This window comes from Peribacillus sp. NPDC006672 (assembly GCF_050274955.1).
GTDB lineage: Bacteria > Bacillota > Bacilli > Bacillales > DSM-1321 > Peribacillus.
This window is the reverse complement of the sequence record NZ_JBNNOR010000021.1, coordinates 24,296-37,088: the sequence shown is the minus strand read 5'-3', so window position 1 is coordinate 37,088 and position 12,793 is coordinate 24,296. Positions and strand designations below refer to the sequence as shown.

Here is a 12,793-nt window from a genome sequence, read left to right as displayed (position 1 = left end):
AAACCTTATAATAACATATAATTCTGAATATACATAAAATTCTTTGAATTAAATGGATCAGAGCCAAACTCCATATGTATGAAGATTCTTTAAGTAAACCATTGAGAGGAGATGGAAAAATGAAAGCGCTTAAATCGGTCATTCTTTGGGGGATCATATCTGCGGTGGGGGCGGGGAGCTTTGGTTTCGTCGCACTAAACCGGGGGGAAAGCATCAATGCCATGTGGATTGTCACTGCAGCACTCTGTGTTTATTCAATTGCATATCGCTTTTATAGTAAATTCATTGCACAGAAAGTGTTTGAGCTAGATGATAATCGGCAGACCCCATCGGAAGCGAATAATGATGGGAAGGACTACGTGCCTACAAATAAATGGGTGCTGTTTGGCCACCATTTCGCAGCAATTGCCGGAGCTGGCCCTCTTGTTGGCCCCATCCTTGCAGCGCAGATGGGATATTTGCCAGGAACACTATGGCTTGTGGTCGGAGTTGTATTGGCTGGTGCCGTACAGGATTTTATCATTCTTTTCGGCTCGATGCGCCGTAACGGCAAATCATTGGGAGAGATGATCAAAGAGGAAATTGGACCGATTACAGGTTTGATAGCAATGATCGGTATTCTAGGTATCATGATTATTTTATTGGCGGTACTTGCCCTTGTTGTCGTAAAAGCGTTGGTGGGCAGCCCATGGGGTATGTTCACGATTGCCTCGACCATACCGATTGCGGTGCTTATGGGCATCTATATGCGCTATATAAGGCCGGGACGGGTTGGTGAAGGATCGATTATTGGAATCATACTATTGATGCTTGCGTTATATTTCGGCCGATTTGTATCCGAATCCGCAACATTGGCGCCGTTGTTCACTTTCAGTGGGGAAACGATCGCCATCATGCTGATTGTATACGGATTCGTTGCCTCCGTTTTGCCGGTATGGATGTTATTGGCGCCTCGTGATTACTTAAGCACATTCTTGAAAATCGGCACGATCATCGGACTTGCGCTTGGTATTTTCATTGTCATGCCAAGCCTTGAAATGCCTGCCGTCACTCAATTCATTGATGGAACAGGACCCGTTTTTTCAGGAAATTTATTCCCGTTTTTATTCATAACGATCGCTTGTGGAGCGGTGTCGGGGTTCCATGCTCTCGTTTCATCGGGAACAACTCCCAAAATGATTGAACGTGAATCCCATTCGCGCCCAATCGGATACGGGGCTATGTTGACTGAGTCCTTTGTAGCCATCATGGCAATGATAGCAGCCTGTGTACTGACGCCAGGGATCTATTTTGCCATTAACAGCCCGGGGGCCGTTGTGGGAACTGAGCCAGCTCAAGTCGCTGCTACGATATCCGATTGGGGTTTCATTTTGACACCTGAAATGATTACCGGCCTTGCAGATGATGTTGGGGAAGAGACCATTTTATCACGCACTGGTGGAGCGCCAACCTTTGCAATCGGTATGGCCCATATCTTCTCACAAGTGATCGGTGGAGCGTCCTTGATGGCATTCTGGTACCATTTCGCGATCCTGTTCGAGGCATTGTTCATATTGACCACCATTGATGCGGGAACCAGGGTAGGGCGTTTTATGATACAGGACATTATCGGCACCTTTTACAAGCCATTTGCCGAAACGAATAAATGGCTGCCCAATATTATTGCGACTGCCATTTGTGTAATCGGTTGGGGGTATTTCCTATATCAAGGGGTCATTGATCCTCTTGGCGGAATCAATACCCTTTGGCCATTGTTTGGAATTGCGAATCAGATGCTATCCGCCATTGCGTTGCTGCTTGGGACGACAGTCCTTTTCAAAATGGGCAAAAAAGCGTACACATGGGTCACTCTTGTGCCAACTACATTCTTATTGATAGTGACCATGACGGCTGGATGGCAAAAGCTGTTCCACGAAAACCCGGCGATTGGCTTTTTGGCACATAAGGATAAATTTAAAGCGGCCTATGATAATGGGGAAATTCTCGCTCCGGCAGCAAATCTAGCCGAGATGAAACGGGTTATCGTCAATGATTATGTGGATGCTGCCCTTTGTGCCATCTTCATGATTGTTGTGATCACTGTCCTGATTTCTGCCATTAAGTTATGGATCAAGGTCTTGAAGAACGAGAAAATAGATTTACATGAATCACCTTATGTATCGAGGTCATCATAAGGGAGGGAAGGAAATGTTGAAAAGATTAGTTAAGATTCTCAGCTACAGAAAGCAGTTCGTCAGTTTGCTTGTCGGCGTGCCAAGTTATGATACCTATGTGGCACATATGAGAATGCACCATCCTGAAGATCCCGTGAAAACCAGGAAAGAATTTTTCTGCGAAGCCCAGGATGAACGCTATAACGCAAAGGGTGGGAAAGTGTCTCGTTGCTGTTAACTGAATATTTTTTGAAGGGTCCTCAATAAGAGGGCCTTTTTTAATGGATTCTATGAAGCGGGCATGAGTAGAGGGAGAAATATAACGACGAAAACTTTTAGTGCAATTTTCCGGTTCTTTATTCAAGTTATGTCATGTAACCTGACATTTTTATTATGGAGTATGAAAAATAAGTTGAATTATTAGAAAATTAAGTTTATGATAAAAAATATAACATTTAATGTTAAGAAATATAACATATACCAAACGAGGGGGAAAAACACAATATGCAAATGGCAGATTCAGTATTCATGTTTTTGGCGACGATGATGGTTTGGTTAATGACACCAGGGATTGCCTTATTTTATGGAGGGATGGTAAAAAGTAAAAATGTCCTGAATACAGCAATGCATAGTTACATTCCACTTGCTGTCATTTCGATTCTTTGGGTGCTGATTGGTTATTCTTTATCATTTTCACCTGGTAATACACTTCTGGGCGGTCTGGACTGGGTTGGTTTAAAGGATGTAGGCTTTGCACCTGGACCATACAGCGAAACAATTCCTCATAGTTTGTTCATGTTATTCCAAATGACTTTTGCCGTTTTAACTGTCTCGATCATTGCAGGCGGCATTGCCGAGCGGATGAAGTTTTCGGCATTCCTGATTTTTACGATCCTTTGGTCTTTATTCGTATACGCTCCTGTTGCTCACTGGGTATGGGGAGGCGGCTGGTTAGCGGAGTTGGGTACTCTTGATTTTGCAGGGGGCAACGTTGTTCATATTTCTTCCGGAGTTGCCGGTCTGGTTTTAGCGATTTTGCTAGGAAAAAGGAAAGAGTCGGGGGACAGTGCACCACATAATCTTCCTTTAACATTCCTAGGGGGATCATTAATATGGTTCGGTTGGTACGGCTTCAATGTCGGAAGCGCACTGACAATCAACGATGTGGCGATGAACGTATTCGTAAATACAGCTGTAGCAGCAGCAGCTGGTATCGTTGGCTGGCTGATCGTTGAGTATATGGCTAATAAAAAGGCGACATTGCTGGGGGCAGTATCCGGAGCTATTTCTGGGTTGGTTGCCATTACACCAGCTTGCGGATTTGTAACGCCTGCATCATCCATCATTATCGGGGTCATAGGAGGCGCTGTTTGTTTTTGGGGCGTATTCTTCTTGAAGAATAAACTGGGCTACGACGATGCCCTGGACGCTTTCGGATTACATGGGATCGGTGGAACATGGGGTGGCATCGCTACAGGTTTATTCGCGACCACTTCCGTCAATGAAAGCGGGGCAAATGGTTTATTCTATGGAGATTTCAACCTATTATGGAAGCAGCTCGTAGCGATCGTTGTAACTTATATTTTTGTTGCCGTGGTCACATATATCATCGCTAAAGCCATTAACCTTTTCGTTCCGTTACGTGTCAGTGAAGAAGATGAGTACATGGGGCTTGACCTTACACTTCATGGAGAAAAAGCCTATCACGAATCAATTTAAAAGGGGGGTGATCATATGTCCGAGGTTTTAACGAAAATAGAAATCATTACACGCCCCATTAAATTTGAATAATTCAAAACGGAACTTGCAAAAATAGGGGTAAGCGGAATGACTGTATCGGAAGTAAAAGGAACGGGTCTTCAGAAAAGTTATGTGGAAACATATAGAGGAAGAAATCATGAAATGTCATTACATGATCGAATGAAGATCGAAATCGTCGTGTGTGAAGTTCCGGTTCAGGATGTTGTGGATGTAGCAAGGGAATTCTTGAGTACCGGTAAACCAGGTGACGGAAAAATCTTCATTTATGAATTGGAAAACGTTGTGAATATCCGTACCGGAAAAGAAGGCCATGATGCGTTAAAGAATGAGATTTGATGCAGTGATTTAATGACCAAATGTGCCGGATCCAATAAATAAAGGGAGCTGAAAATGGGGAGGCTGGTCCGAATTGTTAATGCAAAAAAACAAAAGATCGTTAATACGCTCATTTTAGAGGATGTATATCAACCTGATGACCGACCCCTTTTATTGGAATTACCATTGAAAAATTTAGAAGAAATTTTATCACTTCGAATAAAATCCTCTTTTCAGGATCCTCGATCTAAAAAATAACTTTTCAGCCGTTTCCTCCATATAGAGGAAACGGCTTCTTTATGTTTTAATGCCAATTCTCGGCAATGGCATTTTAAGGATCACTTCGGGGTGAATTTTATTATATAAGGAAGATTTTTTCTTGAATCCCCCATGGAAATCTAGGAGCTTTCCAACTATAATGGATAAGGACATAAATTTAAATCCGATTTTTTTGCTTTTTTTGGTACTTTTCGCTTAGTTAATTCGTTTTTTCTTTAATTTCCGAAAAGTAAATTCAAAAAAATGTAAGTCCTTCAAAAAAATTATTTGCGAATGCCCTGTTTAATGATGGGGAAATTATTAATATGTTCTTTTAAGAGGTGAAGGGAAATGGATCAATTTACGGTCGAATCCGTTTTAAATATCATCAGGGAGTTTGTTCCGAAGGATGCTTCAATTTCTGTGGCTGATTCCAAAAAATATATTTATTATCAACCGAGCAAACAAGTTGACCTAAGAATAAAACCGGGTGATTTAATTAGTGAAAACACGGCGACATATAAAGCTCTGAGTGTTCGTAAAAAAATAGGGGTGCAAGTTGAAAGTAATGTTTTTGGCGTACCTTACTATGGGCTGAGTGTTCCTATCATGGACGAGGGCAATCCTTTAGGGGCGGTAACAGCCATTTTGCCTTCAAAGCCATTAATTTTACCGACATCATTCTTGACCATTAAAACAGAGGAACGCTGGATACCGCTTCCTTATGATGAAATTATGTATTTGGAAGCTCAAAATAGGAAAACTAAAATTCAGTCCGAACGTGTGAGTGGATTTCATAAAATGAATTTAAGTGAATTGGAATTCATTTTACCTAGTGATTTATTCATTCGTGTGCATCGTTCGTACATCGTCAATATTAACTATATACAAGAAATCCTTCCTGATTTTCATTCTACATTTTTACTAATAATGAAGGACAATTCCAAAATCCAAGTCAGTCAAACATATGCAAGTCAATTCAGAAGGGCTTTAGGATTTTAGTGTTACTCCTTTGTGTAAAAAAAATGCTGGTTTATGCTCTATTTAAGGCTTTTCATTCGGAAATGAATGTAACAATTACACTAGCTTGGTAAAATTAAGTGTAAGAAAAGCGAAAAATGGGGGTCTTTTGTATGAATGAAAGCGTTTTCAAAAGAATTCGCAACGAACAATTTAAGGGGAAAGTTGTTACAGCGGAAGAAGCAGCTTCATGGATTAAAGACGGGATGAAACTTGGTATGAGTGGATTTACCCGTGCTGGTGATGCCAAAGTTATTCCAATGGCTCTGGTTGAAAGAGCTAAAACTGAAAAATTTAAAGTTGATGTTTATACTGGCGCTTCATTAGGACCGGAAGTCGACCAACATATGGCGGAAGCTGGTATCATTAACAAACGCTTACCGTTCCAAGCGGACAAAGGCATTCGTAATAAAATCAATGCTGATGAAGTCACATATGTAGATCAGCATTTATCTCATACAGCTGAACAAGTTCGTCAAGGCATTGTCGGCCCTATAGATTTTGCAATCATCGAAGCACTGGCGATTACAGAAGAAGGATTAATCATCCCGACAACTTCTGTAGGTAACTCAGCCATATTCGTTCAAGAAGCTAAACATGTAATCATTGAATTGAACGTATCCCATCCAGAAGGATTGGAAGGGATGCATGATATATATACACCAGCTAAACAAGGGGAACGTGAACCGATTCCTATGACTAGCGTAAGCGATCGTTTAGGATCGATCGGTATTCAGGTTGACCCTGAAAAGGTAATGGGAGTCGTCGTTTCTACAGATCTTGATGCACCTTCTACAATCGTGCCGCCGGATGAAGAAACTGCAACCATCGCCAACCACCTTATTAACTTCCTTCGTGAAGAAATCAAGGCCGGTCGTTTAACTGAAAGCCTGGCTCCGCTTCAATCAGGCGTAGGGTCAGTGGCAAATGCTGTATTCGCTGGCTTCCTTGATTCTGAATTTAAAGATTTGGAAGTGTATTCAGAAGTGCTGCAAGATGCGGTATTCGATTTAATCGATGCAGGAAAAGTTAAATTCGCTTCAGGGTGTTCGATTACATTAGCTGAAGAAAAAGGAAAACAGGTTTACGGTGAACTTGATAAATACCGTGATAAACTAGTTCTTCGTCCACAAGAAATATCTAACCACCCTGAGATCATCCGCCGTCTTGGTTTGATTTCAATCAATACAGCGTTAGAGTGTGATATCTACGGTAATGTAAACTCAACACATGTTTCTGGGACAAGAATGATGAATGGAATTGGTGGATCAGGAGACTTTGCCCGTAACGCACGCTTAGGTATTTTCGTAACGAAATCATATGCAAAAGGCGGCAATATTTCCAGTATCGTTCCTTTCGTTTCTCATGTGGATCACACTGAACATGATGTGGATGTATTAGTGACAGAGCAAGGGATCGCTGATTTACGCGGTTTGGCACCAAAAGAGCGCGTAGAGTTAATCATCGAAAACTGTGCGCATCCTGACTACCGTCCGCAGCTTCGTGCATACTTCACTGAAGCTGTTGCGAAAACTGGAGGGCATCAAACTCCACATGTTCTTGAAAAAGCATTCTCATGGCATACAAACCTAGCTAAAAACGGTACGATGCTTGAAGCAGTACTTCAAGATCAAAAATAAGAGTCAAAAACCCGCCATCACAGCGGGTTTTTTTATTGGGTTCGCCTTGCTATTTAGCCTCTTTAAGATATTGGAGAAACTCTTCGATCGCTCCAATAATATTGAAAGATAAATAGATTATTTCCTTAAGTAATTTGTATGATGTTTCCGATTAGTTCTTTTTCCTTCAACATATAACGGATTTAAAGTGTAAAATGAAGCTTAACCATCAAAAAGATAGGGAATGGCGTCATAAGGATTTTTTCTTTTATTTTTGTATATAATTATTCATTCAAGTTATAGAAATATGGTAAACTGCTAACAATGAAAGATTATCATACATAGGATTTTCCGAGTTTATGATGTTGTTTCCTTAGGGGAGTTAAATAGAATGGTTATAGTGGAGGAGATAATTTGTTCAAGACCAAACTGCATTTTTGGACGTTAGAGTTATTATTATTGTCTTTACTTTTTTATGTTGGTACAAAGATTTCTTTTCTTTTTGAACCAATTGTGATTTTTACTTCAACTTTGTTCTTTCCAATCTTGATTTCAGGTTTCCTCTTCTTTTTGTTCAACCCAACAGTTGATTTCCTTGTTAAAAGAAGGGTGCCAAGGGGATTGGCAATTTTATTGCTTTACGTATTTTTCCTTGGATTGATTAGTTTGTTGGTCGGTCTGGTTGGCCCATCACTTTCCAGACAGGTCACGGATTTAGTCAATAACCTCCCGGATTATTTCAATCAAGTAAGGAAGTTCATTGAAGATTCAGCTGAGTCAAAATGGTTTTTGTGGACGGTGGAACAAGATTATGTTCCTTTGAAAGAAGTAGGAGATTCGCTTCAAAAATATTTGATGAATTTACCGAGTAATATAACGAATAGCTTGTCTTCTGTTTTCAGTGTAGTGACGAATATTACGTTAGTAGTAGTGACGGTTCCTTTCATCCTATTTTATATGCTGAAAGATGGGGATAAGCTTCCAAGTTCCATCATGAAATTTGTACCGGTTCGCTATAGAAAACCAGCTTTAACGGTACTTAAGGAAACGGGAGACACGCTTACTACTTACATACAAGGACAGATGCTTGTCTGCATGTTTGTTGGAATTGGAACGTTCATTGGATATTTAATCATTGATCTACCTTACGCGTTCTTATTTGCGCTGATTGGTGCGATTACCAATATCATTCCATATGTAGGTCCTTTTATTGGGGCAGCGCCTGCAGTCATTGTGGGATTGATTCATTCACCGGCCGAAGCGTTTTTGGTCATTCTTGTTATAACGATCATTCAGCAACTGGATGGTAATGTCATCTCACCGTTAGTCATCGGGAAAAAATTGAACACCCACCCGCTTACCATCATTATCCTTTTACTCGTTGCCGGAAACATTTCCGGTATCATCGGTATGATTTTGGCGGTTCCTACTTATTCCGTTGTTAAAACGATTGTATTGAATATCGTAAAGTTCATCAGGATCCGGAAAGAGGAAAAGCTTGGAGAAGATATATTGGAATGAAAAAACGGGTCCGACTCATTTGAGTCGGGCCCGTTTTCTTAGTGAAGGAACGAATGCTTAATAATTACAAACCTAACGAAATATATTTTACTTCAAGGAATTCTTCGATGCCTTGGTGTCCACCTTCGCGGCCGAGCCCGCTTTGCTTGAATCCGCCAAATGGAGCTTGTGGAACGGAAGGAAGTCCATCGTTCAATCCTACAATACCGAATTCAAGTGCCTCGGTGAATTTGATGCCTTTGGTGATATTTTCAGTGAATACGTAAGCTGCCAAACCGAAGATGGAGTCATTTGCCCTTTTGATTGCCTCTTCATCGGTCTTGAAGGATGCAATCGGAGCTAGTGGACCGAATGTCTCTTCCTTCATGCAGAGCATGCTGTCATCAATGTTGGACAGTACGGTTGGTTGAAGAAAAAGGCCGCCGATTGATTTTCCGCCAGCTTCGAGCTTAGCTCCGCTGCTGATTGCTTCATCAATTTGTTTTTGAACCTTATCCACTGCATTTTGATCGATAAGCGGACCGATATCGACGCCATCTTCCAATCCGTTTCCTACTTTTAGTTCTTTGACCTTGGCAACGAGTTTTTCGATAAAGGCCTCCTGAATGGCTTCGTGGACATAAATGCGGTTTGAACAGACGCATGTTTGTCCAGCGTTACGGAATTTTGAACTGATGATGCCATCAACCGCTTTATTAAGGTCGGCATCTTCAAGAACGATCGCGGGTGCGTGACCTCCGAGTTCAAGCGAGATTTTCTTTACTGTGTCGGCTGAGCCCCTCATTAAGGTTTTACCGACTTCTGTAGACCCGGTAAACGTCAATTTACGGACCCTTGTATCTTGAAGCCAAGTTTCACCGATTTCTGATGATTTTCCTGTCACGACATTGATGACTCCTTTTGGAATCCCAGCTTCTTCCGCTAATTCAGCCATTTTTAAAGCTGTTATGGGTGTCAGGTTTGCCGGTTTAATGACGACTGTGCAGCCGACGGCAAGGGCTGGTGCCACTTTTCTTGTAATCATGGCTGCAGGAAAGTTCCAAGGCGTAATGACAGCTACAACTCCGACAGGCTGCTTAGTCACGAAAAGACGCTTATTGGACACGGAAGCAGGAATCGTTTCGCCGTAGACCCGTTTCCCTTCTTCGGCAAACCAAGATAAAAAGCCATTTGCATATGTCATTTCTCCAAGAGCCTCTTTAAAGGGCTTGCCTTGCTCTTCAGTCATGATTTTGGCAAGTTCTTCTTTATTATCATCAATCAATCGATGCCATTTCCAAATTAGTTCGGCACGTTCGTAGACTGAGAGTGCTGACCAATCCGTAAAGGCCTCATAAGCGGCATCTGCAGCCTTGGCTGCTTCAGTCGCACCGCCTTTAGGAACGGTGGCAACTATTTTATCCGTTGCCGGGTTTTTCACTTCAATTTTATCCAACCCAAAATCCGACCACTCACCGTTAATAAATAATCCGTAATCCTTCATGATATAGCCTCCTATTTTGGTTAAATCCATCAAACTACTAAAAAACTTTTAACTTTATACCTTTACCTGTTACATAAAAGTATAAACACTTTTCAATGATACTGAAATTAATTTGATTGGCTATTTTTTTGAAACTCGACTATTCATTGAAGAGGGAGTAGGAGGAAGACATTAAAAAAAAGAGGTGCAAGTTGCACACCTCTTCATTGGTTTCGATTATTTTTCCGATGAGACGGCCACTTCACCCATATCACCTGAGATGGCCTGATTTGGATTGAATTCACCTTCGGATTTAGAAATGACCACTGTAGCAACACTGTTACCGATAAGATTAGTGATGGCACGTGCTTCAGACATGAAGCGGTCTACCCCTAATAGAAGAGCCATACCTTCAACTGGAATCATCGGGAATGCAGCTAATGTTGCAGCAAGTGTAATGAAACCAGATCCTGTTACACCGGCAGCACCTTTGGACGTTAACATCAAGATTCCCAGAAGGGTTAATTCCTGCCAGATGCTTAAATCGATACCATAGGCTTGAGCGATGAAAATTGCTGCCATGGATAAGTAAATGGATGTGCCATCAAGGTTAAATGAATAACCAGTTGGGACAACTAAACCGACTACGGATTTTGAACAACCGTATTTTTCTAGTTTTTTCATCACGCTTGGAAGAGCAGATTCCGATGAAGATGTTCCTAATACTAATAAGATCTCTTCTTTTAAATAGGCAATGAATTTGAAAATATTAAAGCCATAGATTTTTGCGATTGTACCAAGGATAAGAATAATGAATAGAGCCATCGTGATGTAAACGCTACCCATTAATTCTCCTAAGGACCTTAGAGAACCAAGGCCGAATTTACCGATTGTGTAAGCCATTGCCCCAAAAGCCGCCAATGGAGATACTTTCATGATCATACTGACTATGCCGAAGAAAATATCAGCAATATGTTGAAGGAAGGAGACGACAGGTTGTACTCTTGGTCCCATCGCAGCCATGGATAATCCGAATAATACGGCAAAGAATAAAATAGGGAGCAAGTCTCCGCCAGCCATTGCAGCAACAGCATTATCAGGGATGATGTTAGAAATAAAGGCAATTGCGCCATGTTCAGTTTCGGAAGCCGCTGTTGTATATTGTGATACATCTCCGCCTTCGACTGAATCAATGTTGAAACCTTTACCAGGTCCTAACACATTAACTACGATAATTCCGATAGCAAGGGCGAAGGTGGTAACGATTTCAAAATAGAGCAGGGCCTTTCCGCCGATGCGGCCAACCTTTTTCATATCGCCCATACCGCCGATCCCGATTACGACGGTTAAGAAGATGATTGGTGCAATGACCATTTTTATCATTTTAATAAATAAATCAGCTAATATCTTCAGCTGTTCACCAAAAGCAGGGAAGAAGAAACCGACTGTTATACCCAATATGATACCGATGATGACCTGAACTGTTAGATTTTTTAATATTTTCAAGGTACATTCTCCTTTGCTATATGATAGCGCTTTCTTAACTTGACTATAGTGTAACAGAAGGAAGAATCAGAATATTCTTTTGGTGATATTGTTCTTTTTGGTCTTTTTGGTCTTGTGGATTTCAAATGATGGGTAGAGGAGGAAATATGTATTCCTGAGCAGCATAAAAAAATACCGGCGGAGCTCCGGTATTAGGGAAAATCAATTTTCAAATGGTTTTATGAGTGCATAAAGGGTTTCAATCACAGGAAGTTTCAAACCGGCCTTGTCAGCAAGGCGCAGTGCTCCGCCCTGTAAATGCTCCACTTCGAGGGTTTGGCCCTTCCGGCGGTCCTGATGCATGGAAGAGGTTGATTCATCCGGTAAACCTGCCATGTTTTCCAAAGCCTGAGCAATATTCTGCCCGGTAATCCCGACGTCATAAGCGTTTGCAAGTTCCTTCATTTCAACTAGGACATTTTCCAGCAATCCATTGGTTTCCGGGAACCTCCGTATCGTGCCGATAGGGAGGTTGGAGGCGGTTGTTACACCCGAGAAAGCGGTGATGAACATGTATTTGATCCACATCCTGATTAATATGTTTTCCGTCCTGCTTACCTCCATGATAACTGATCCGACCGCCTGTTCAAATTCATCACAAATCTTTTTCTGTGAAGGGTGAAGCGGGCCATAGATTAAATCGTGATTATCATTGGAGTGAATGACATGACCCTTTTCATCAAGGGTGGCAATGATGAAGGCACTTCCTCCCAAGACGGCTTCATCGCCCAGTTCTTCCTGTAAAATGGATATATGTTCCAATCCATTCAAAAGCGGAAGGACCTTTGCACCCTTTTCAACAAGGGCCTTTAAATCTGTGAGGGTACCTTGCAGATGCTGGCCTTTTACGGCGAGAATCACAAGGTCAACCTTGTCTATATCAATTACATTTTCTGTGATATGCAGGTCGTTAAATTGATAGTTTCCATGTGGGCTGGTTATGCTGATACCGTTTTCTTTCAATTGTTCGGCACGTTTTTTTCGGACAAGGTATTGAACATGCTGACCAGCCTGCTGCAATCTGCCTCCAAAGTAGGAGCCGAGTGCTCCGGCCCCTATAATGACAATATTCAAAGTGCACACCTCTCTTTTAGTTAAGATGTACTAATCATAACATTGACTGAATTTTCGGTAAATGT

At 41.5% G+C, this 12,793-nt stretch carries 9 protein-coding genes and 1 pseudogene; 7 read left to right on the top strand and 3 right to left on the bottom strand.

Features of this window, described 5'->3' with window-relative positions; genetic code table 11:
• Nucleotides 1-119 precede the first annotated feature (119 nt).
• From ACQKKK_RS23135 to ACQKKK_RS23105, 7 genes and pseudogenes are all read left to right on the top strand, one after another.
• Nucleotides 120-2,174 carry a carbon starvation CstA family protein gene (locus ACQKKK_RS23135; protein WP_427619405.1) on the top strand — a complete coding sequence of 685 codons (2,055 nt, stop codon included), beginning with the start codon at nucleotides 120-122 and terminating at the stop codon, nucleotides 2,172-2,174.
• Between the two features lie 13 nt (nucleotides 2,175-2,187).
• Complete coding sequence (locus tag ACQKKK_RS23130) at nucleotides 2,188-2,391, top strand: YbdD/YjiX family protein (RefSeq protein ID WP_125163283.1); 204 nt, start codon at nucleotides 2,188-2,190, stop codon at nucleotides 2,389-2,391.
• A gap of 266 nt (nucleotides 2,392-2,657) precedes the next feature.
• The gene (locus ACQKKK_RS23125) at nucleotides 2,658-3,872 is read left to right on the top strand and encodes an ammonium transporter (protein ID WP_427619403.1); all 1,215 of its coding nucleotides are present in this window, start codon (nucleotides 2,658-2,660) and stop codon (nucleotides 3,870-3,872) included.
• 15 nt (nucleotides 3,873-3,887) lie between these two features.
• A pseudogene (locus tag ACQKKK_RS23120) lies at nucleotides 3,888-4,250 on the top strand (P-II family nitrogen regulator).
• A 588-nt stretch (nucleotides 4,251-4,838) separates the two neighbouring features.
• Complete coding sequence (locus ACQKKK_RS23115; RefSeq protein ID WP_427619401.1) at nucleotides 4,839-5,489, top strand: LytTR family DNA-binding domain-containing protein; 651 nt, start codon at nucleotides 4,839-4,841, stop codon at nucleotides 5,487-5,489.
• 131 nt (nucleotides 5,490-5,620) lie between these two features.
• Nucleotides 5,621-7,147, top strand: a complete 1,527-nt coding sequence (locus ACQKKK_RS23110; RefSeq protein ID WP_427619399.1) for an acetyl-CoA hydrolase/transferase family protein — start codon at nucleotides 5,621-5,623, stop codon at nucleotides 7,145-7,147.
• 393 nt (nucleotides 7,148-7,540) lie between these two features.
• Nucleotides 7,541-8,647, top strand: coding sequence for an AI-2E family transporter (locus tag ACQKKK_RS23105; RefSeq protein WP_427619398.1), 1,107 nt, complete (start codon nucleotides 7,541-7,543; stop codon nucleotides 8,645-8,647).
• A gap of 64 nt (nucleotides 8,648-8,711) precedes the next feature.
• Here the strand turns inward: ACQKKK_RS23105 and ACQKKK_RS23100 are convergent, their stop codons facing one another.
• The 3 genes from ACQKKK_RS23100 to ACQKKK_RS23090 all read right to left on the bottom strand — a co-directional run bounded on the left by ACQKKK_RS23100 (nucleotide 8,712) and on the right by ACQKKK_RS23090 (nucleotide 12,728).
• Nucleotides 8,712-10,130 carry an NAD-dependent succinate-semialdehyde dehydrogenase gene (locus ACQKKK_RS23100; protein ID WP_427619396.1) on the bottom strand — a complete coding sequence of 473 codons (1,419 nt, stop codon included), beginning with the start codon at nucleotides 10,128-10,130 and terminating at the stop codon, nucleotides 8,712-8,714.
• Nucleotides 10,131-10,346: 216 nt separating this feature from the next.
• Entirely contained in the window at nucleotides 10,347-11,615 is a 1,269-nt protein-coding gene (locus ACQKKK_RS23095; protein WP_427619394.1) for a dicarboxylate/amino acid:cation symporter, read from the bottom strand.
• Nucleotides 11,616-11,816: 201 nt separating this feature from the next.
• Nucleotides 11,817-12,728 carry a ketopantoate reductase family protein gene (locus tag ACQKKK_RS23090; RefSeq protein ID WP_427619393.1) on the bottom strand — a complete coding sequence of 304 codons (912 nt, stop codon included), beginning with the start codon at nucleotides 12,726-12,728 and terminating at the stop codon, nucleotides 11,817-11,819.
• Nucleotides 12,729-12,793 lie beyond the last annotated feature (65 nt).

Excerpts from the sequence above, each read along its gene's own strand:
- ACQKKK_RS23100 (WP_427619396.1), bottom strand. The coding sequence starts at position 10,130 with ATGAAGGATTACGGATTATTTATTAACGGTGAGTGGTCGGATTTTGGG.
- ACQKKK_RS23115 (WP_427619401.1), top strand. The coding sequence starts at position 4,839 with ATGGATCAATTTACGGTCGAATCCGTTTTAAATATCATCAGGGAGTTT.
- ACQKKK_RS23130 (WP_125163283.1), top strand. The coding sequence starts at position 2,188 with ATGTTGAAAAGATTAGTTAAGATTCTCAGCTACAGAAAGCAGTTCGTC.
- ACQKKK_RS23110 (WP_427619399.1), top strand. The coding sequence starts at position 5,621 with ATGAATGAAAGCGTTTTCAAAAGAATTCGCAACGAACAATTTAAGGGG.
- ACQKKK_RS23135 (WP_427619405.1), top strand. The coding sequence starts at position 120 with ATGAAAGCGCTTAAATCGGTCATTCTTTGGGGGATCATATCTGCGGTG.
- ACQKKK_RS23125 (WP_427619403.1), top strand. The coding sequence starts at position 2,658 with ATGCAAATGGCAGATTCAGTATTCATGTTTTTGGCGACGATGATGGTT.